The sequence below is a fragment of the Haematobacter genomosp. 1 genome (assembly GCF_002196855.1).
Taxonomy (GTDB): domain Bacteria; phylum Pseudomonadota; class Alphaproteobacteria; order Rhodobacterales; family Rhodobacteraceae; genus Haematobacter.
In genome coordinates this window covers 107,606-127,847 of the sequence record NZ_NIPW01000004.1, presented here as the reverse complement: position 1 = coordinate 127,847, position 20,242 = coordinate 107,606, and the positions used below count along the sequence as shown (strand labels likewise).

Sequence of the window (20,242 nt, the reverse complement as noted above, 5' to 3'; positions counted from 1 at the left end):
TGCATCGGGCCAGCACACCACTCCCGGATAGACAACCTCACATGACTGATACGCCCTCTTCCCGGCCAAGCTCCCCGGAACCGGTGGATGATGCGTCATCCCATGGATCACGGGGCCGCGAGGGCTTTCTGAAGCTCGCGCTCGGTTCCATCGGCGTTGTCTATGGGGATATCGGCACAAGCCCGCTCTATGCCATGCGGGAAGCGCTGCACCACGCGGCGAGCGACGGGCTGACGAATGAAGAAGTGCTGGGCGTCGTCTCCCTGCTCGTCTGGGCCTTGTTCCTGATCGTCACCGGCAAATACGTGGTGTTCCTTCTCCGCGTGGACAACCGGGGAGAGGGCGGTGTGCTCGCGCTGTTTTCTCTCGCCATGGCGGCGGTCGGGCGGCGTTCCGTTCCGGTCTTCATCCTTGGTATCATGGGGGCGGCGCTGTTTTTCGGCGATGCGATGATCACGCCCGCGGTTTCCGTCCTCTCGGCGGTGGAGGGGTTGGAGCTCATCACGCCGAGCTTTACCCCGTTCGTTCTGCCGATCACCATCATCATCCTGGTCGGCGTCTTCATGGTGCAGAGACACGGCACGGCGCGGATCGGCGCATGGTTCGGTCCGATCACGCTCATCTGGTTCTTCACCATGGGAGCAGCCGGTATCTGGCAGATCTCCGGCAATCCCCATGTGCTCACGGCGCTGAACCCGCATCATGCGGTGTTCTTCCTCACCGACCATGGCTTCACGGCCTTCCTCGTGCTGGGCGCGGTGTTTCTGGCGGTGACGGGGGCGGAGGCGCTCTATGCAGATCTGGGGCACTTCGGACGCGGGCCGATCCGCTTCGCCTGGCTCTGGGTGGTGCTGCCGGCGTTGGTGCTGAACTATCTCGGGCAGGGAGCGCTGGTCATTTCGCGGCCGGAGACGCTGGGTAATCCGTTCTTCCTCATGGTGCCGGACTGGGGGTTGATCCCGCTGGTGCTGCTGGCGACGGTGGCGACCGTCATCGCCTGTCAGGCCGTGATTTCCGGCGCTTTTTCCATGACGCGGCAAGCGGTGCAGCTTGGCCTGCTGCCGCGGTTCGAGATCCGCCATACGTCTGAGCAACAAAGCGGCCAGATCTACGTGCCCACGATGAACTGGCTGCTGCTCATCGCGGTGATCTGGCTTACGCTGGCGTTCGGCTCGTCAAGCAGCCTTGCCTCCGCCTATGGGATCGCGGTGACGGGGACGATGATCGTCACCACGGCGCTCGCGGTGGTGCTGGCGGTGAAGGGGTGGCGCAAGCCGCTATGGGTCGTGCTGCTGATCGCGGCGCCGGTTGCGGTGATCGAGCTTTCCTTCCTGACTTCCAACCTGCTGAAAATCCTTGATGGCGGCTATGTTCCGGTGCTGGCGGCGCTGGCGCTCATGCTGGTCATGTGGTCGTGGTGGCGGGGCTCTCAGCTGTCCTTCGAGCGGCAGCATCGGATGGCCGTGCCGCTGGAGAGTTTTGCCCATTCGATGTCGCATAGCTCCGTGCATATCGCTGATGGAGTCGCGGTCTTCCTGACCTCCGATCCGACCACGGCACCGCCTGCATTGTTGCATAACCTCAAGCACAACAAGGTGCTGCATCGCCGCAACCTCGTCACGACGGTGCTGGTGGCGGAAGAGCCGCGTGTCTCAGAGCACGACCGGCTGACCTACGAGAATCTCGACGACCGGTTTGCGCGCGTCACCCTTCGCTTCGGCTTCATGGAGACGCCGGATGTCAGCCGTGCCCTGTTCCGCTCGCGGATCGACGGGGTGAAGCTTGAGGTGATGCGCACCTCCTTCTTCCTCGGGCGCCGCCGCTATGTGCCGGGTGCGCGTATCGGCATGCCGCTCCTGCTGGACAGGATATATATCCTGCTGAACGGATTTTCCGCCGATCCGACGGTGTTCTATCACCTCCCGAGGGACCGGGTGGTGGAGATCGGCGCCCGGATCAGCGTCTGACTGTCCGGGGGGTAAGCGGAGCGGGATCGCCCGCGCCGAACATGCTGTCCGGTTGCCCGTCGCGCGACATGAGGACGGCGAGCGGCCGGAGCGGCGGAATATGGGAGCAGAGGATCATCGCCGCGACCATCATCGGCACCGCGAGAAACAACCCGGCGATTCCCCATATCGCGCCCCAGAAGGCCAGCGCCAGCACGATGCAGAAGGTGGAAAGCTGCAATGTCCGCCCCATGAAGATCGGCTCGATGATATTTCCGTTGCCGAACTGGATGGCGCACACGATGAGGGATACCGTCACGGTGACCCAGGGTTCCGGCATCTGGATGAAGACAGCGAGTATGGTGAGGATGGAGGCGACCAGCGAGCCGATGGTCGGAATGAAGTTCAGGATGACCGTCAGCATCCCCATGGCACCCGCAAATTCCAGCCCCGCCACGCGCATCACCAGATAGACCTCAAGCCCCGTCACAAGGCTGACTGCGCTTTTCACCAGAAGATAGCGGTTCACCCGGCGGATGATGGAGCGGCTGATGGCGGCGGCACGCGCCGCACGCTCCGGCGAGGCGAACAGGTTCAGCAGCTTTGCATGGAACCAGTGCTGCTCCGCGAACAGAAAGCCCACGACGAGGCTTGTCATCACCGCGATCGACACCAGCCCGGAAAGCTGAAACGCGATCGAGCGGAGGTAGGCGTTGAGGTTGATCGTCTGGATCGCGTTCTGAACCGCCGAGGTTGCCTCTGGCCCGAGCCAGGCGAACAGGCGGGCGACAGCATTGATGGCCGCATCGCTGTAAAGCAGCATGGTGGTGATCAGCCGGTTGACCTCATTCACCACCACAACGGCCAGCAGTATGAGGCAGAAGGTGAGCAGCGTCACCGCGAGCACCACTGCAATCCAGCGCGGGAAATAGAAGCGACCGAGCCTGAGTTGCGCGATCCGGTCGATGGTGGCGGTCGTCACGCTGAAAAGGATGATGCCGAAGGCGAGCGAGATGAGAATGGAACTGCCCACCCAGAGGAGAAACACCGCCACCCCGAAGGCGATGATGGTGAGCGCCCATGTCTGGATGCGGAGCCTGTCTTCAAGACTTGGGCGGTAGGGGGGGAAGACGCCGGTTTGATCCTCGGGCGGTGTCGTCTTGAGCATGGCGCGCGGAACCTCGGCGTGGGTCTGCGCCACTATGCGGGGTTGCAGGCCGAACGGCAACTCCGGCCTGCACGGGAAGGTGTTCAGCCTGTCGGTTCAGTGGCAAGTGCAGCCGCAGGCGGCGCGGTCACTTGGCTATCCGGGCCGGGGGAAGCGATTTCCTCCCGGCGCCAGTCATTCAGGATTTCCTGCTGCCGAATCATCACGGGGCGCGGATGCTGTTCCTCGGGCGTCATGAACAGCCGCAACCGACGGGCGGAGGCGCCCTCGCCGGAATCGGAGGACCAGGCGATGATCAGGGGTGCGATGAGCATCGGGCCGCCAACCGGAAGGAACCATATGAAAAGATTGGTAAACTTCCATGCCGCGAAGAGGATGACAGCGCCGGTGGCGGTGATCCACCAACTTGCCTTCCAGGCGGTTGAGAGCGGGATCGCCTGCGCCTCCCGATCTGCAACCGGCCAGCCGCCGTCTGCTCCGGTAAGGATCTCGATGACGGAGCGGGTCTGGAAGGCCAGCATGAGCGGGGCGATCAGGCTCGACCACAGGATTTCAATGATGACACTTGCCAGACACGCAACGGCACCGCCGAATTGCCGGGCGCGTCCATCGAAGATGGATCGAAGCGCGATGAGCAGCTTCGGCCCAAGAAGAAGCCCCAGGACAAGCAGCAGCAACAGAATGGCGCGGGTGGACTCACTGATCGGAAACTGCGGAACGCCGAGCGCCGAGTCAGGAAAGAACTCAAAGGGCGCGGCCAGAATCGGTGCCAGAATGGTCGCGATCAGGAATACGCCCCACAGGGAGGAGGCGAGGTAGGCCATGATGCCCTGAAAGAAGACGAACCGGCTCCACATCTTCAGGCCGGGCACGGCGAGCAGGCGCGAATGCTGAAGGTTGCCCTGTGCCCAGCGGCGGTCGCGCTTGGCGTAATCGAGGATGTTGTCGGGCGCTTCCTCATAGGAGCCGCCGATGTCGGGATCGACCCGCACGATCCAGCCCGCGCGCGCGAGAAGTGCGGCCTCCACATAGTCGTGGCTGAGGATATGGCCTCCGAACGGCGGCTTGCCCTTGAGCTCGGGCAGGCCGCAGCTTTCCGCGAATGCCGTGGTGCGCGTAATGGCATTGTGGCCCCAGAACGGCCCCTCGCGCCCCTGAAGCGCCGCGACGCCACGGGTGAAGATCGGCGAAAAGAACGCAGCGGAGAATTGCAGTACCCGGCCAAAGAACGACCGCGAGCGGATGATCTTCGGCAGGGTCTGAAGCAGCCCGAGCTTCGGCTCGGCCTCCATGCGTCGCACCATCTCGACCAGCGTCTCGCCTTCCATCAGGCTGTCCGCATCGAGAATGATGAGGAAATCGTACCGTCCGCCAAAGCGGCGGATGAACTCCGCGATGTTGCCCGCCTTCTTGCCGGTATTGTCTGTCCGGCGACGGTAATAGACCGGCAGGATATGCCCCCAGCCGCCGCGCAGCTTTTCGAACCACGCCTCTTCCTCCGCCCCTATCGCGGCGCGGGTGGTATCAGAGACGATCGCAAGTTCGAAAGCGCCATGAAGGCCGGTGGCCTCCAAGCTCTCGATCATCGCGGCCGCATGGGAAAAGGGCTTTTCAGGAGGTTCGTTGTAAACCGGAAGCAGGATCGCTGTGCGCGTGGTCAGCGGACCGGTCGTCCGCGCACGGCGGATATGACTGCTCATGAACACGCCGCTCATGCCGAGCATCGCGCCCCAGGCGATCCACCAGGTGGTCAGGCCGAGCAGGGCGATCCTGACATAATCCGTTCCGTCCCGCCCGTCGGCAAAAAAGACGTTGAGGCCAAGCCATACGGCTGTTCCGGCCAACACAAGGCTCGCCAGAAAGAGGACGGTCCGCAATATCATGGGGAGATCAGGTCAGTCGCCGGCCGCCAGACTGGGCGAACCTGGCGCGCAGCAGCCCGAACCAGGAGGAGGAGCGCTCCAGAACCTGCACCGGCATGATCATCGGCGCCGCCGGCGGCAACCGATCATCGAGCGCGAGCGTGCCAGCTGCGTCACTCACTTCCATGACCCTCGCAGCAGCGATGTCAGTGAGGCGATTCATCTCCAGGTCTCCACTGATAGCTCCAGGTTTCGGTCAGACGACGACCGCCAACGCTCAAATATACCGACAGTTCCACAGGATTGCTTGCCGTACTCTTCACGTCGGCAACGAACCGCCAGATGTCCTCTCCCGCGACTTTCTTCAAGTCCGTGTGGACAAATTCTCCATTAAAAATTGACGTGTTCGCGGCGACGGAATCGAGGTCGAGCAGGCGGTCCAGATAGGGGCCTTCGAAATCCACCACGAATTTCCGTTCTCCCGGTGTCGGATCGGAGCCGGATGTCCCGGAATGGCCTGAACTGAAGGTGATGACCCGCGCGAATCGCGTGCTCGATTCGGCGATGTCGCCCCACACCAGCCGGTAGCTGAACTCGACCGCCGAACCCGCGGTTGCGGGCGCTTCCGGCATCCAGAAACAGACGATGTTGTCGTTGACCTCCCGCTTTGTCGGGATCTCGATCAGGCAGATGTGGCCCACGCCCCATTGCCCGGACGGCTCCACCAGAACGGAGGGGCGCTTTTCGTAATGCGCCTCCGCATCGGCATAATCCTCGAAACGACGGCTGCGCTGCATGAGGCCGAAGGCGCGGGGGTTCTCCTCCTTGTAGAAGGAAGCCGCCAATTGCGCCGGATTGTTCAGGTTGCGCCAGACTTCCTCTCCGCTGGCACGGATGATCTTCAATCCCTCGCTGTCATGCACACGCTCGCGATAATCGTCAAAAGCGGCACGATTCGGCCCGCCGTAGAGGAACATCGAGGTGAGCGGCGCGATGCCCAGCCGCGAGACGTCGCGCCGCACGAAGATGCGCGCGGTCACGTCCATGGTCGTGTCCTTGCCGGGGCGGGTGATGAAGCGATACGCGCCGGTGACGCTTGGCCCTTCGAGTTGGGCGTAGATGGTGATCGACGAATCGAACTGGCCGGGCGGGACGACGTAGAACCGGGTGAAGCGAGGAAACTCCTCCGGCTTGCCCGCTGCCGTGTCGATGGCAATGCCGCGCGCCGAGGTGCCATAGGACGACCCTTGTCCCAGCGCGCGGAAGTAGCTGGCCCCCAGAAACGTCAGCAACTCATCCCAGATTTCGGGAGAATTCAGCGGGTAGTTGATCTTCAGTCCGGCGATACCGGGGAAGGGGTTCACTGCATCGAAAGGCGCCCGGTCGAGCGGCGCGTGATAGAGGAAGTCCTGCGAGGTGAAGGAAAGCTCCCGCCGCTCCCCGCCTTCAAGCAGGGCAATCGTCACCGGCTCATCATAAAGCCAGCCGAGAGAGAAGGCGTTCAGCGTGAACAGGGCCTGACCCGCCCAGATGGCTCGCGCGGGATCCGCCTGCACCTGACGATAGCCGTCATATCCGAGCGTCGAGAACGGCTCGGGCAACGTAAGTTCGTTCCGCTGATAGGGCTGGTTAACGAGCGCCTGCATTTCCTGCGTCAACGCGTCGAAGAAGTCGGCCGTCTGCGCGGAAATGCGGAGCGGAGCAATGGCGGCAAGGGCGCTTACGGAAAGACCGGTAAGAAGAAATTGCCTGCGCCGCATGACCCACCTTCGATTAGACGATCCATGCTATTTAGAGGAAGTTTGCCGAAGGAAAAGCGGCATTTCTACGCAGACCAAGGGACTTGCGGTGAAGTGATGATTATGCGCCTCACCCTGAGCGGGGAACCGCAATACTCTGTTCAGACCCCCTTGCCCCCGACCAAAACCCGCGTTAGGAAGCCCGCCACGGAGAGGTGGCCGAGTGGTCGAAGGCGCACGCCTGGAAAGTGTGTAGGCGGGGAACCGTCTCGAGGGTTCGAATCCCTCTCTCTCCGCCATCAACCAACTGAAATGATGTGAGCTTATCGCGTCCTGCGCGGGATTTGCCTGCGCGATGCCGCAGGGCGATGTCTCATAGCCGTCGCAGGGACATCCTACATCGCGACGTAGCGATCACGGCGGTGGTTGATGGCGATGACAAGATTGACCACGACGACACCCAAGACCGACCAGATCAGCCGGTCGAGCGGCACCCACCACAGGGCGACGGCGAAAAGCGCCACGTCGAAACCCATCTGGACCCAGCCCGCGCGGACACCCGTGCTGTCCTGCAGATAGAGCGCGACCACCCCCACGCCACCAAGGCTGGAGCCGTGACGGAAAAGCGCCAGCAGTCCTGCGCCGGTGGTGCAGCCGAAGAGAACCGCCGCCAGCGGCTCCGACAGCATCTCGAAGCTGAGATAGTGCGGGAAGAGCGCGGCAAGCACGGACATGAGCGCGACCGAAGCAAAGCTCTTCAACGTGAACGACAGCCCGATTCTACGGTATCCGAGCCAATAGAACGGCAGGTTTATCAAAAAGAAAACCGGCCCGAACCCCCAGCCTGTCGCATAGCTTATGAGTAGGGCAAGACCCGCGGTCTGACCGGTCATGAAACCGTGGAAGGCCAGAAACTGAATGCCCAGGGCACACATCATGGTGCCGAAGACGATCCCTTGCGCGTCCTCGAAGCCGGTGTGGCGGGTCGGTTTGTCGGTTTGGCTCATGGCGCAGTGATGCCGCGACGGCGAAAGGCTTTCCAGCGCTAATTTCGTGGCCTCCTGCGTTGCGGATTGCAGGAGGGAAGACAATCAATGCAGGGGATGCACCGGCAATGCGGGGGCGCACCGGTTCCTGTATTGCCAAGCGAAGGCTATCTCGCGCCTCATGACGCGTGGCTGTTCAGCTGCGGAAACCAATCTGCCGGCAACCGTTTTGGGGCGGGGCGGGGCGGTTCGGCAGGGAGGAAGGTGTGTCGGCTCTGACCCGCAGGGGAGACGTGACCGGGCCACGGCCTTGCGAAGCGGGGGGAGCGAACCGACATAGGGTGGGTCAAGGAGACCCACCATGGAAATGCCCGAAGGGGAAGTCTTTATCGCCACCTCGTTGGATGGCTACATCGCCCGACCCGATGGAGATGTTTCGTGGTTAACGAGCTGCCCGCTCCCGGAGGGAGAGGATTTCGGCTATTCCGAGCTCATGGCGCGGGTTGACGCGCTTGTTCTGGGCCGCAAGAGCTACGAGAAGGTTCTGAGCTTCGGCGCGTGGCCCTACGATAAGCCGGTGACGGTGCTGAGCCGCACGCTGCCCCCTTGCCGCGCCTGCGATACGGGCGGAAGAGTGGCGATACGGGACCGGGATCCCCTTACTGTCATGGAGGAACTCGGCCGGCAGGGGGCAAGGCGCGTCTATGTGGACGGGGGGGCGGTCGTCTCGGCCTTTCTGCGAGCGGGGCTGATCGAGCAGATGACCATTACCCGGCTGCCGATCCTGCTTGGAGATGGCATCCCGCTTTTCTGCGATACCGGAGAGATCGCGCTTCGGCATGAAGCCACGAGAAGCTGGCCGAACGGCTTCGTGCAATCCGTTTACAGTGTTGGGTAATTTTTTGAAATCATTGTATTATTTGGTTGATCTGCCCCTTGATTCCGCCGCAGCTACCCGTGCGGCGCGACCGCTTGCACGACGGGCGACGCGGGCACGGATCGCGTCCAGATCGGTGACCGGCGTGGCGGCGAACAGCTCTTTCGTATAGGCGTGTTTCGGGTTGGAGAAAATTTCATCCCTGCTGGCCTGTTCCACAGCCTCCCCCTTGTAGAGCACCATCACATCGTCGGCGATGTAATTCACCACCGAGAGGTCGTGGCTGATGAGGACGTAGGTCAGCTCGAACTCCTCCTGCAGATCGGCAAGCAGGTTCAGCACCTGTGCCTGAACAGAGAGATCGAGTGCGGAAACAGGCTCATCCAGCACCAGCAGCGAAGGCTTCAGCATGAGCGCCCGCGCGATGGCGATCCGCTGACGCTGTCCGCCCGAAAACATATGCGGATAGCGGTTGAAATGCTCGGGTGCCAGGCCGACCTTCAGCAGCATCTGTTCGGCCAGCTCCCGCCGTTCGGCAGCAGGGATGGAAGTGTTGAGCTGCAGCGGCTCCATGAGCACATCGCCGACCTTCTGGCGCGGATTGAGCGAGCCATAGGGGTTCTGAAATACCATCTGCACCTTTGAGCGCATCTCATGCGTCAGGCGGGTCTTGCCGATGTTCACGCTCTTGCCGGCGATCTTAAGATCGCCGCCCGATTGCGGATCGATGAGCGCGATGATCCGGGCAAGCGTAGATTTGCCGGAGCCGGATTCTCCGACGATCGCCAGCGTCTTGCCCTTTCCGACCGCAAAATCCACGCCCTTCACCGCACGGAACGTTCCCCTTTTGGAGAACAGTCCACCCGGAAGATCGTAGTCCTGCGTGATCCCATGGCCTTCGACAACGATCATTGGTTCGCCTCCCCGGCCATGAAATCGGCCACCGTGGGCAGCCGGTCACCCGTCGCATTTTCTGGCAGAGCAGAGAGGAGGGCGCGCGTATAGGGGGTTTTCGGCGCTTCGAAGAGGGTCAGCACATCGGCCTCCTCCATCTTCCGGCCCTTGTATTGCACGATCACCCGATCCGCCGTTTCCGCCACCACGCCCATGTCGTGAGTGATCATGATGAGCGCCATGCCGTATTTCTCCTGCAGTTCCATGACCAGATCGAGGATCTGTTTCTGGATCGTCACATCCAGCGCGGTCGTGGGTTCGTCCGCTATGAGCAGGCGCGGATTGGAGGCGATGGCGATGGCGATCATCACCCGCTGGCACTGCCCGCCCGACATCTGATGCGGATAGGCCTTGAGCTTGCCCTCCGGGTCCGGCAGACCCACCGCCCGGAACAGCTCCAGGGCGCGAGCCCGCGCGGCGGAGCGCGACAGGCCGAGGTTCAGCCGCAGCACCTCCTCGATCTGGAAGCCGGCGGTGAAGGAGGGATTGAGCGAGGCGATCGGTTCCTGGAAGATCATCGTGATCTCGCGTCCGATGATCCTGCGCCGCTCCCTCGGCGTCATTGTCAGCATGTCCCGTCCGTCGAAGCGCATGGCGTCCGCCGTGACGGTCGCGCTGTCCGGGAGCAGTCCCATGACGGCCAGCATGGAAACCGATTTGCCGGAGCCGGACTCACCGACGATGGCCAGCACCTCGCCCGCATCCACCGACACATCCACCCCGTCCACGGCGGTGAAGGGGCCTGTCGCGGTGGCGAAGCGCACGGTGAGGTTCTTGATCTCGAGCAGCGGCATCTCAGCCCCTCTTCAGCTTGGGGTCCAGCGCGTCGCGCAGCCCGTCGCCCATGACGTTGATGGCGAGCACGGTGATGAGGATGGCGAGGCCGGGGAAGGTCACCACCCACCACGCCCGCAGGATGAACTCCCGCGCCTCGGCCAGCATGGTGCCCCATTCCGGGGTCGGCGGTTGAGCACCCATACCGAGAAAGCCGAGCGCCGCCGCATCCAGCACCGCGTTGGAGAAGGAGAGCGTGCCCTGCACGATCAGCGGGGCGAGGCAGTTGGGCAGGATCGTCCTGAACATCAGCCGCAGGTTGCCCGCGCCGGACACCCGGGCGGCGGTGACATATTCGCGCCGCTTCTCGCCCATGACCGCCGCACGGGTGAGGCGGGCGAAATGCGGCTGATAGACGATGGCGATGGCGATCATCGCGTTGACCAGTCCCGGCCCCAGCACCGCCACCAGCACGAGCGCCAGCAAAAGCGAGGGGAAGGCAAGGATCACGTCCATCACCCGCATGATGACCGTATCCACCCAGCCGCCGAAGTATCCGGCGACCAGGCCGATGATGATGCCGCCGATCAGGGCGACGGCCACCACGACGATACCGATGAAGAGCGAATACTGCGCGCCATAGATCAGGCGGGAGAGAATGTCCCGCCCGACCGCATCGGTGCCCAGAAGGAACCCGGATTTACCGCCCTCCTGCCAGATCGGCGGGACGAGGAGGGAGTCGCGATATTGCATCGCCGGATCATGCGGCGCGATCAATGATGCGAATATCGCCACGAGGACGAGCAGGACAAAGATCGCCAGCCCTACGACGGCACCCCGGTTCTCGCTGAAATAAAACCAGAAATCCGCGAACATGCGCCGCCGGATGGCAGCGTCGGAAAGTTTTGCCGGAGCGGTGGAGGAGGTATCGGTCATGCGCGCCTCACTGATGCCGGATGCGGGGATTGATGAGGCCGTAGGTCAGGTCCACGATCAGGTTCACGATCATGACCACGGCCGCGATGAGGAGCAGACCGCTCTGCACCACGGGATAGTCCCGGCGGGAGATGGAATCGATCATCCACTTGCCGATGCCCGGCCAGGAGAAGATCGTCTCCGTCAGGATCGCGCCAGCCAGGAGTACGCCGATCTGCAGGCCGATGGTGGTGACGACCGGGATCATCGCGTTGCGCAGCGCATGAACCCCCACGACGCGCCCCTCTGACAGGCCCTTGGCCTTGGCGGTGCGGACGTAATCCTCGCCCATTACCTCCAGCATGGCGGAGCGGGTCTGACGGGCAATGACCGCAAGCGGGATCGTCGCCAGGACGACGGAGGGCAGGATCAGGTGCGAGACGGCGGAGGCGAAAGCGCCCTTCTGGCCCGAGAGCAGGCTGTCGATCAGCATGAAGCCTGTCACCTGCGGAAAGAAATACATCAGGGAGATGCGCCCGGAAACCGGCGTCCAGCCCAGAGTGCCCGAGAACAGGATGATGAGCAGCAGCCCCCACCAGAAGATCGGCATGGAAAAACCGACAAGCGCCGTCGTCATGGCGAGCTGGTCGAACCAGGAGCCGCGCTTGATTGCCGCGATCACACCCACAGGAACGCCCACCAGCGTTGCGATCAGAATGGCACACAGGCCAAGTTCGATCGTGGCCGGAAAGAGCGCGAGAAACTCAGTCAGAACGGGTTTCTTCGTGACGATGGAATTGCCGAAATCGCCGTGCAGCAGCCGCCACAGGAAATCCAGATACTGTTGCCACATCGGCTTGTCGTAGCCGAGTTGATGGGAAAGCTGCGCATAGCGCTCCGGCGAGATACCGCGCTCACCCGCCATCAGCAGCACCGGATCGCCCGGCAGGATGCGGACGAAACCGAAAGCCACGATCGTGATGCCGAGAAAGGTGGGGATCAGGTAGAGAAGCTTGCCGAGGATGAACCGGATCATGTTTCGCGCTTCTTCCGAGAAGAATAAGGAGCCGGTGCGACGCCTGCCGCACCGGCCTTTCAGACATCGGCCCGCCGGTCAGTCGGCCAGTTCGACGCCATCGAAGGTGTGATCGCCAAGCGCGCTCATCACATAGCCTTTGACCTTGCTCGACATCGGCATGAAGACGGTCGAGTGGTCCAGCGTCGCCCAGGGGGCCTGATCCTTGAAGATCACCTGAGCCTGTTCATAGAGCTTGGTCCGTTCGGCCATGTCGGACGTTGCCTTGGCCTTGGCCAGCAGGTCCGAGAACTCCTCGTTGCACCAGAAGGCGCGGTTGGCCCCGCCCGGTTGCGCGGAGGCGCAGGACAGCAGGACGCTGAGGAAGTTGTCCGGGTCGCCATTGTCGCCGGTCCAGCCGAGGATCACCGCGCCGTCGCGGCCCTCCTCCATCGATTTCTTCAGATATTCGCCCCATTCGTAGGAGACGATCTCCACCTTCACCCCGACCTTGTCGAAGTCCGACTGGATCAGCTCCGCCGTGCGCCGGGCGTTGGGCATGTAGGGCCGCTGCACCGGCATTGCCCAGATCTTCATGGACAGACCCTTGACGCCCGCCTCGTCGAGCAGCTTCTTCGCCGCGGCCGGATCGTAGGGATCGTCCTTCACGGCGTTGTTGTAGGACCACATGGTCGGCGGGATCGGGTTCTTGGCCACCGCACCGGAGCCCTGGAACACGGCGTCGATGATCGCCTGCTTGTTCATCGCCATGTTCAGCGCCTTGCGGACGCTCGGGTTGTCGAACGGCGCCTGCTGGGTGTTGTAGGCGAGATAGCCGACGTTGAGGCCGGGAGCCTCCATCAGGGTGAGGTTCGAATCCGCCTTGATGCCCTGAATATCCGCAGGGGCGGGGTAGGGCATGATGTGGCACTCGCCCGCCTTCAGCTTCTGGAGCCGGACGGCAGCGTCGGGGGTGATCGCGAAGATCAGGTTCTCCACCTTCGGCTTTTCGCCCCAGTAGTCATCGTTCCGCTGGTAGCGGATCACCGCGTCCTTCTGGTAGGCGACGAACTTGAACGGCCCGGTGCCCACGGGAAGGTTGTTGAAGTCCTCCGGGTGGCCTGCCGCCATCAGCGTGTCGGCATATTCCTTGGAGGCGATGGAGGCAAAGGGCATGGCCAGGTTCGCCATGAACGGCGCTTCGGGCCGGTTCAGCACGAACTTGACGGTATGGTCGTCAACCTTCTGGATTTCCTTGATGAGACTGTCCATCTCCATCGAGGAGTAATATTCATAGGTGATACCCGCCACATAGTTGTGGAACGGATTGTCCGCCTTGCCCTGCCGCTCGAAGGAGAAGATCACGTCATCCGCGGTGAGCTCACGGCTGGGCGTAAAGCCTTGCGTGCTGTGGAATTTCACACCCGGACGCAGATGGAACGTGTATTCCAGCCCGTCATCGGACACATCCCAGCTCTCCGCGAGCGCCGGCTGCACCTCCGTGGTGCCCGGCTTGAACTGGACCAGACGGTTGTACACAGGATGCGCGCTGGCGTCGAAAGTCGTGCCGGCGGTATAGGGCGCGGGGTCGAAGCCCTCGGGCGAGCCCTCCGAGCAATAGACCAGTGTCTGTGCCTGAAGTGCGCCTGCCGACATCAGCGCGAGCGCTGAGGCGGCCAGAAGGCGTGTGCTGAACGGTTTCATGTCTTCTCCCTGAGGTTCGAAATTGCCCCTGCGCCATGGTGACGTGCCGGTCACGCCGGTCAAGCGGATTTCCGCTTTTGACAAGTGCAGTCAGGACGGGGGGATTTTTGCCGGCTGTTGGATGCCGGTTGGGGCAGCCCGCTTCGGGGCGCCGCGGGTCCGGCCGGCGGAAGGCTCCGCCAGCCGGAATTGGTGTCAGGCGAGGGCCCGGTTCAGGTATTCGTCAACCTTCTCGAGATAGCCCATCGTCGTGAGCCACTTCTGATCCGGGCCGACGAGCAGCGCGAGGTCCTTGGTCATGTAACCATCCTCAACCGCCTGCACGGTCACCTTCTCCAGCGTTTCGGCGAAGGACAGCAGCGCCTGGTTGTTGTCGAGCTTGGCGCGGTGCTTCAGGCCGCCGGTCCAAGCGTAGATCGAGGCGATGGAGTTGGTCGAGGTCTCCTTGCCTGCCTGATGCTGGCGATAGTGCCGGGTCACGGTGCCGTGGGCGGCTTCCGCTTCGACCGTCTTGCCATCGGGCGTCATCAGGACGGAGGTCATCAGGCCGAGGGAGCCGAAGCCCTGCGCCACGGTATCGGACTGCACGTCGCCGTCGTAGTTCTTGCAGGCCCAGACATAGCCGCCGGACCATTTCAGCGCCGAGGCCACCATATCGTCGATCAGGCGGTGCTCGTAGGTGATGCCCTTCTTCTTGAAGGCCTCCTCGAACTCTTCCTCATAGACCTTCTGGAACAGGTCCTTGAAGCGGCCGTCATAGGCTTTCAGGATCGTGTTCTTGGTGGAAAGATAAACCGGCCAGCCAAGGTTCAGACCGTAGTTCATCGAGGCACGGGCGAAGTCGATGATCGAATCGTCAAGGTTGTACATCGCCATCGTCACGCCGGAGCCGGGCGCATCGAAGACGTCACGCTCGATCGTCGTGCCATCTTCGCCCACGAACTTCAGCGTGAGCTTGCCCTTGCCGGGGAAGCGGAAGTCGGTGGCGCGATACTGGTCGCCGTAGGCATGACGCCCGACCACGATGGGCTGGGTCCAGCCGGGGACAAGACGGGGCACGTTCTTGCAGATGATCGGCTGACGGAAGATCACGCCGCCCAGGATGTTGCGGATCGTGCCGTTGGGCGACCGCCACATCTGCTTGAGGCCGAATTCCTCCACCCGCGCTTCATCGGGGGTGATCGTGGCGCATTTCACGCCGACGCCATACTGCTTGATCGCGTTGGCCGCATCGATGGTGATCTGGTCGTTGGTGCGGTCACGCTCCTCGATGCCCAGATCGTAGTACTTCAGGTCGAGGTCGAGGTAAGGCAGTATGAGCTTCTTCTTGATGAACTCCCAGATAATACGGGTCATCTCATCGCCGTCGAGTTCGACGACGGGATTGGCTACCTTGATCTTGGACACGGGCAGAAGCTCCTTTGCCGGAATCGTCAGCCTGCCTCTAGCGCAAATGTGCCTTGGGGGAAAGGGCGGTATCCAACGGCATACGATGCAAGATGCCCCGCAAGGGCAGCTTGAACCCGGCATGTGGCGCGAAGCCGCCCCGGCGCGCAATATGCGGGCGGCCCGCGACCGACCCGAGACATATCATGAGCGGCAGTTGCAGAGATCTGCGTTATTCCGTCGCACGATCTGCAGTAAGATGCCCCTCGGTGAGCGCGCGCACATGGTGCCACAGGTCGGGGGCCCCGCGCGCGATCTTGCTGCCCACGCGGCGCTCCAGGAGCTCCTCCGTGACGCCGAATTCCTGCCATGTCCCGCCGCCGAGGGCGATGTTGTGCATGACCGGCTGAACCCGGTCTATGGCCTTGGCGAAGATGGCGTCAGGGGTGCGCGCGGCTTCGAATTCTTCCCACAACGCCCGGAGGCTGGATGCTAGCTCCGACGGCAACAGGCCGAAAATCCGGTCTGCCGCACGCTGTTCACGCGCCGCGACATCCGCCGCATCGAACGTGCCGTGGATCGGGGTATCGCCCACGTCGATCTCCACCAGGTCGTGGATCAGCAGCATGCGGATGACGCGATCTATGCTGACATCCGGGCCTGCCTGATCGGCGAGGATCAGCGCGTAAAGCGCCACGTGCCACGAATGCTCGCCGGAGTTCTCCCGCCGGGAATCATCGGTCAGGCGGCTGGCCCGAAGCACGGTCTTCAGCCGGTCGGCCTCCTGAAGGAAGGCAAGCTGCCGCTCCAGATTTGAGGGGGTATGCGCGCTGTCGGCCATTGAGGGTGTCTCCGTCCGGATCGCCGGAAGAAAACGGCCGCCGGAGGGGGCGGCCGTCGGATGTCAGCGTGTCGTTTCCGTCAGCCGGCGCTTCACATAGCCGGTGACCGTGTCGATCATCGGCTCCATATGCGGGTCTTCGAAGAAGTGCCCGGCGCCATCGACCTGCTCATGGGTGATCGTGATACCCTTCTGCTCGCGCAGCTTGCCCACCAGCGTGGACGTATCCTTCGGCGGAGCGACGCGGTCCGCGCTGCCGTTGATGATGAGTCCGGAGGACGGGCAGGGCGCGAGGAAGGAGAAGTCGTAGAGGTTCGCCTGCGGCGCCACCGACACGAATCCCGTGATCTCCGGCCGCCGCATGAGGAGCTGCATGCCGATCCACGCGCCGAAGGAGAAGCCCGCCACCCAGCAATGCTTGGAGTTCTGGTTCATCGACTGGAGGTAATCGAGCGCGGAGGCCGCGTCCGACAGCTCGCCGATGCCCTGATCGTATTCGCCCTGGCTGCGCCCGACACCGCGGAAATTGAACCGCAGCACCGTGAAGCCCATGTTGTAAAAGGCATAATGCAGGTTGTAGACGACGCGGTTGTTCATCGTCCCGCCGAACTGCGGGTGCGGATGCAGGACGATGGCGATCGGTGCGTCACGCTCTTTTTGGGGATGATAGCGACCTTCGAGCCGGCCGTCCGGCCCCTGGAAAATGACTTCGGGCATCCTGCCGCCTGTATCCTCGCTTCACTGTGACCTACCGTCCGGCGGACGGGGCGAACTTGACCGCGGGCTTCACAGCACTTAGAATAATTCCAAGTTTCCGGACGCCGGTGGACGGATGGCAATTAAGCAGCCTTCCGGCCCGCGTCAATGCTTTGGGGGTATCATGAAGCTCTCGACCAAGGGGCGCTACGCGATGGTGGCGCTTGCCGATCTTGCGATGGCGGAAGGCGACGGGATGGTTTCGCTGGCCGAAATCGCCCGCCGGCAGGATCTGTCGCTGCCCTATCTGGAGCAGCTTTTCGTCAAGCTCCGCCGCGCGGGGCTGGTTGAATCCGTGCGTGGCCCCGGTGGCGGCTACAGGCTGGCGCGCCCCGCCTCCGACATCCGGGTGTCAGATATTCTGGAAGCCGTCGATGAAACGGTGAGCGCCATGCACACCGGGGCGGGGGCGACGGGCGGGGTTTCCGGCACGCGGGCGCAGTCGCTGACCAACCGGCTCTGGGAAGGCCTCTCCGCCCATGTCTATGTCTTTCTGCATCAGACGCGGCTGTCGGAAGTCATCGGCAACCAGCTTCGCCCCTGTCCCGCGGTTCCCTCGATCTTTCGCATCGTGGATGAGGAGGAGGCTTCCGCGCCGCTGAACGCGGCGCCCGCTCCGGCGGCGGTGAAATGAACGGCGATACTGCGCGGGTCTATCTGGACTGGAATGCCACGACCCCGCTCCGGCCCGATGCGCGCCAGGCGATGATCGCGGCAATGGAGGCGGTGGGCAACCCGTCCTCCGTCCATGCCGAGGGACGCGCGGCCAAGGCCATCGTCGAAAGGGCGCGCGCGCAGATCGCCGCGGCGCTCGGGGCGGACGGGGCGGATATCGTCTTTACCTCGGGGGCGACGGAGGCAGCGGCGCTGACGCTCGGGGGCCGTGATTTTGCCGGGGCGGAGATCGAGCATGACGCGGTGGGCGCCTGGATCAGCCCTGTTCTGACGACCGGCCGGAACGGGCAGGTCAGCGTCCCGGACCCCGCGCATTCCACGCTGCAACTCGCCAACAGCGAAACGGGTATCCTTCAGACCCTGCCGGAAGGGCTTGCGGTCTCCGATCTCACGCAGGGGTTCGGCAAGGTGCCTTTTGCCTTCAACTGGCTCGGTCTCGACATGGGGCTGGTATCGGCACACAAGCTCGGCGGTCCCAAGGGGATCGGCGCCGTGGTCCTGCGGCGCGGGCTGGACCTTGCCGCCCAGATACGCGGCGGCGGTCAGGAGATGGGGCGCCGGTCGGGAACGGAGAACATCGTCGGGATCGCCGGATTCGGGGCAGCCGCAGAAGCGGCGGCGCGGGATTTGGCAGAGGGCGTCTGGGATCGCGTCGCGGAACTTAGAAATAGTCTAGAACTAAACTTGGCATCCGCCGCTGAAGGGACTATTTTTGTCGGGAAAGACGGTCCGCGGCTGCCAAACACCTCCTGCATCGTGACGCCCGGCTGGAAGGGCGAGACGCAGGTGATGCAGCTTGATCTGGCCGGTTTCGCGGTTTCGGCCGGTTCTGCCTGCTCCAGCGGCAAGGTCAGGGCAAGCCGGACGCTCCGTGCGATGGGCTTTGATGACATCGCGGCCGCATCGGCGATCCGGGTGTCGATCGGGCCCGGAACGCGGGAAGAGGATTTGTCGCGCTTCGCCGAAGCGTGGCTCTCGCGGCGCGCGAAGGCGCGGCTGCGGGTCGCTTGAATGGCCGGTAACCGCCGGCGGAAGGATGAGGAAGATGGCAGCACGCGAGATGAGCGAAGCCGAACGGCTGGAACTCGCCGCAGCAGATGCGGTGACCGAGGTCCGTGACGGCGTCGACCGCGAGACGGTCGAAACCGTCCAGGCGATGGCCGGCAAGTATAAATACGGCTGGGAAACCGAGATCGAGACCGAATACGCGCCGAAGGGTCTGAACGAGGACATCGTGCGCCTGATCTCTGAAAAGAACGGCGAACCGGAGTGGATGCTGGACTGGCGTCTGGCCGCGTATCGCCGCTGGGTGAAAATGGAGGAGCCCCGCTGGGCCATGCTCCACTACCCAGAGATCGCCTATCAGGACCAGTACTACTACGCCAAACCGAAGAGCATGACGGAGAAGCCGAAGTCGCTTGACGACGTGGATCCGGCCCTGCTCGCGACCTATGCAAAGCTCGGTATCCCGCTGAAGGAACAGATGATCCTCGCGGGCGTCGAGGGCGCAGGCGACACTCCGGCGGAGGCCCGCAAGGTCGCCGTCGATGCGGTGTTCGACAGCGTCTCCGTCGGCACGACCTTCAAGGAAGAGCTGGCGAAGGCGGGCGTGATCTTCTGCTCCATCTCCGAAGCGGTCCGGGAACATCCCGAACTGGTGAAGAAATACCTGGGCTCGGTCGTGCCGCAATCCGACAACTTCTTCGCCACGCTGAACTCCGCCGTGTTCTCCGACGGATCCTTCGTCTACGTGCCGCCGGGCGTGCGCTGCCCGATGGAACTGTCGACCTATTTCCGCATCAACGCGGAGAACACCGGGCAGTTCGAACGCACCCTGATCATCGCTGACAAGGGCGCCTACGTCAGCTACCTCGAAGGCTGCACCGCGCCGAAACGCGAGACGCACCAGCTTCACGCCGCCGTGGTGGAAATCGTGCTGCTCGACGATGCGGAGGTGAAATACTCCACCGTCCAGAACTGGTATCCGGGCGACGAGGAAGGCCGGGGCGGCATCTACAACTTCGTCACCAAGCGGGCGGACTGCCGCGGGGCGCGCTCCAAGGTCATGTGGACGCAGGTGGAAACCGGATCGGCGATCACCTGGAAATACCCGTCCTGCATCCTGCGGGGTGATGACAGCCAGGGCGAGTTCTACTCGATCGCCATCGCCAACAACATGCAGCAAGCTGACACCGGCACCAAGATGATCCACCTCGGCCGGAACACCAAGTCCCGGATCGTGTCGAAGGGCATCTCGGCGGGCAAGGCGCAGAATACCTATCGCGGGCTGGTTTCCATGCATCCGCGCGCGCAGAACAGCCGCAACTACACGCAGTGCGACAGCCTGCTGATCGGCGATCAGTGCGGGGCGCATACCGTGCCCTACATCGAGATCCGCAACAACTCGAGCCGGACGGAGCATGAGGCCACCACCTCCAAGGTCGATGACGATCAGCTCTTCTACTGCCGCCAGCGCGGCATGGATGAGGAGGAGGCCGTGGCGCTTGTGGTGAACGGTTTCTGCCGGGAGGTGCTTCAGGCGCTGCCGATGGAATTCGCCATGGAAGCGCAGCAGCTTGTCGCCATTTCGCTGGAAGGCTCGGTCGGCTGAGCCGCCGCCAATTATCAGGGACGGCGCCACGGC

18 protein-coding genes and 1 tRNA gene are annotated in these 20,242 nt (G+C 63.1%); 6 read left to right on the top strand and 13 right to left on the bottom strand.

What is annotated here, in order from left to right; translation table 11 throughout:
• Positions 1–41: 41 nt before the first annotated feature.
• Positions 42–1,967: a potassium transporter Kup gene (locus tag CDV49_RS01450; protein ID WP_088213798.1), complete on the top strand. Its 1,926-nt coding sequence runs from the start codon at positions 42–44 to the stop codon at positions 1,965–1,967.
• On the opposite strand, the gene CDV49_RS01445 is transcribed toward CDV49_RS01450, so the two are convergent.
• The 4 genes from CDV49_RS01445 to CDV49_RS01435 all read right to left on the bottom strand — a co-directional run bounded on the left by CDV49_RS01445 (position 1,957) and on the right by CDV49_RS01435 (position 6,736).
• Positions 1,957–3,114, bottom strand: a complete 1,158-nt coding sequence (locus tag CDV49_RS01445; protein ID WP_143413104.1) for an AI-2E family transporter — start codon at positions 3,112–3,114, stop codon at positions 1,957–1,959. The genes CDV49_RS01450 and CDV49_RS01445 overlap by 11 nt on opposite strands.
• A gap of 83 nt (positions 3,115–3,197) precedes the next feature.
• Complete coding sequence (gene mdoH, locus CDV49_RS01440) at positions 3,198–4,997, bottom strand: glucans biosynthesis glucosyltransferase MdoH (protein WP_088213796.1); 1,800 nt, start codon at positions 4,995–4,997, stop codon at positions 3,198–3,200.
• Positions 4,998–5,004: 7 nt separating this feature from the next.
• Positions 5,005–5,199 (bottom strand): hypothetical protein, encoded by a 195-nt coding sequence (locus CDV49_RS20055; protein ID WP_143413103.1) that lies wholly within the window; start codon positions 5,197–5,199, stop codon positions 5,005–5,007.
• Positions 5,183–6,736: a glucan biosynthesis protein gene (locus CDV49_RS01435; protein ID WP_088213795.1), complete on the bottom strand. Its 1,554-nt coding sequence runs from the start codon at positions 6,734–6,736 to the stop codon at positions 5,183–5,185. The genes CDV49_RS20055 and CDV49_RS01435 overlap by 17 nt, the downstream gene beginning before the upstream one ends.
• 188 nt (positions 6,737–6,924) lie before the next feature.
• Between CDV49_RS01435 and CDV49_RS01430 the strand changes: the two genes are divergently transcribed.
• A tRNA-Ser gene (locus CDV49_RS01430) sits at positions 6,925–7,014 on the top strand.
• Positions 7,015–7,110: 96 nt separating this feature from the next.
• On the opposite strand, the gene CDV49_RS01425 is transcribed toward CDV49_RS01430, so the two are convergent.
• The gene (locus CDV49_RS01425) at positions 7,111–7,722 is read right to left on the bottom strand and encodes a YitT family protein (RefSeq protein ID WP_088213794.1); all 612 of its coding nucleotides are present in this window, start codon (positions 7,720–7,722) and stop codon (positions 7,111–7,113) included.
• 340 nt (positions 7,723–8,062) lie between these two features.
• Between CDV49_RS01425 and CDV49_RS01420 the strand changes: the two genes are divergently transcribed.
• Entirely contained in the window at positions 8,063–8,599 is a 537-nt protein-coding gene (locus tag CDV49_RS01420) for a dihydrofolate reductase family protein (RefSeq protein WP_218821864.1), read from the top strand.
• 18 nt (positions 8,600–8,617) lie between these two features.
• Here CDV49_RS01420 and CDV49_RS01415 read toward each other — a convergent pair whose 3' ends face one another.
• From CDV49_RS01415 to CDV49_RS01380, 8 genes are all read right to left on the bottom strand, one after another.
• Positions 8,618–9,490 carry an ATP-binding cassette domain-containing protein gene (locus tag CDV49_RS01415; protein WP_088213793.1) on the bottom strand — a complete coding sequence of 291 codons (873 nt, stop codon included), beginning with the start codon at positions 9,488–9,490 and terminating at the stop codon, positions 8,618–8,620.
• Entirely contained in the window at positions 9,487–10,326 is an 840-nt protein-coding gene (locus CDV49_RS01410) for an ABC transporter ATP-binding protein (protein ID WP_088213792.1), read from the bottom strand. The genes CDV49_RS01415 and CDV49_RS01410 overlap by 4 nt, the downstream gene beginning before the upstream one ends.
• Before the next feature lies 1 nt (position 10,327).
• Positions 10,328–11,242: an ABC transporter permease subunit gene (locus CDV49_RS01405; protein WP_088213791.1), complete on the bottom strand. Its 915-nt coding sequence runs from the start codon at positions 11,240–11,242 to the stop codon at positions 10,328–10,330.
• A 7-nt stretch (positions 11,243–11,249) separates the two neighbouring features.
• Positions 11,250–12,257, bottom strand: a complete 1,008-nt coding sequence (locus tag CDV49_RS01400) for an ABC transporter permease subunit (protein WP_088213790.1) — start codon at positions 12,255–12,257, stop codon at positions 11,250–11,252.
• A 78-nt stretch (positions 12,258–12,335) separates the two neighbouring features.
• Positions 12,336–13,940, bottom strand: a complete 1,605-nt coding sequence (locus CDV49_RS01395) for an ABC transporter substrate-binding protein (RefSeq protein ID WP_088213789.1) — start codon at positions 13,938–13,940, stop codon at positions 12,336–12,338.
• 195 nt (positions 13,941–14,135) lie between these two features.
• Positions 14,136–15,347: an NADP-dependent isocitrate dehydrogenase gene (locus CDV49_RS01390; RefSeq protein WP_088213788.1), complete on the bottom strand. Its 1,212-nt coding sequence runs from the start codon at positions 15,345–15,347 to the stop codon at positions 14,136–14,138.
• A gap of 211 nt (positions 15,348–15,558) precedes the next feature.
• Positions 15,559–16,167, bottom strand: a complete 609-nt coding sequence (locus CDV49_RS01385; protein ID WP_088213787.1) for an HD domain-containing protein — start codon at positions 16,165–16,167, stop codon at positions 15,559–15,561.
• A gap of 63 nt (positions 16,168–16,230) precedes the next feature.
• On the bottom strand, positions 16,231–16,884 hold the full coding sequence (locus CDV49_RS01380; RefSeq protein WP_088213786.1) for an alpha/beta hydrolase: 654 nt from the start codon (positions 16,882–16,884) through the stop codon (positions 16,231–16,233).
• A 163-nt stretch (positions 16,885–17,047) separates the two neighbouring features.
• Between CDV49_RS01380 and CDV49_RS01375 the strand changes: the two genes are divergently transcribed.
• The 3 genes from CDV49_RS01375 to sufB are packed head-to-tail and all read left to right on the top strand — an operon-like array spanning position 17,048 to position 20,209.
• On the top strand, positions 17,048–17,557 hold the full coding sequence (locus CDV49_RS01375; RefSeq protein ID WP_088213785.1) for an Rrf2 family transcriptional regulator: 510 nt from the start codon (positions 17,048–17,050) through the stop codon (positions 17,555–17,557).
• Positions 17,554–18,609 (top strand): cysteine desulfurase family protein, encoded by a 1,056-nt coding sequence (locus tag CDV49_RS01370; RefSeq protein ID WP_088213784.1) that lies wholly within the window; start codon positions 17,554–17,556, stop codon positions 18,607–18,609. The genes CDV49_RS01375 and CDV49_RS01370 overlap by 4 nt, the downstream gene beginning before the upstream one ends.
• 49 nt (positions 18,610–18,658) lie before the next feature.
• Positions 18,659–20,209 carry a Fe-S cluster assembly protein SufB gene (gene sufB / locus CDV49_RS01365; RefSeq protein ID WP_088213928.1) on the top strand — a complete coding sequence of 517 codons (1,551 nt, stop codon included), beginning with the start codon at positions 18,659–18,661 and terminating at the stop codon, positions 20,207–20,209.
• Positions 20,210–20,242 lie beyond the last annotated feature (33 nt).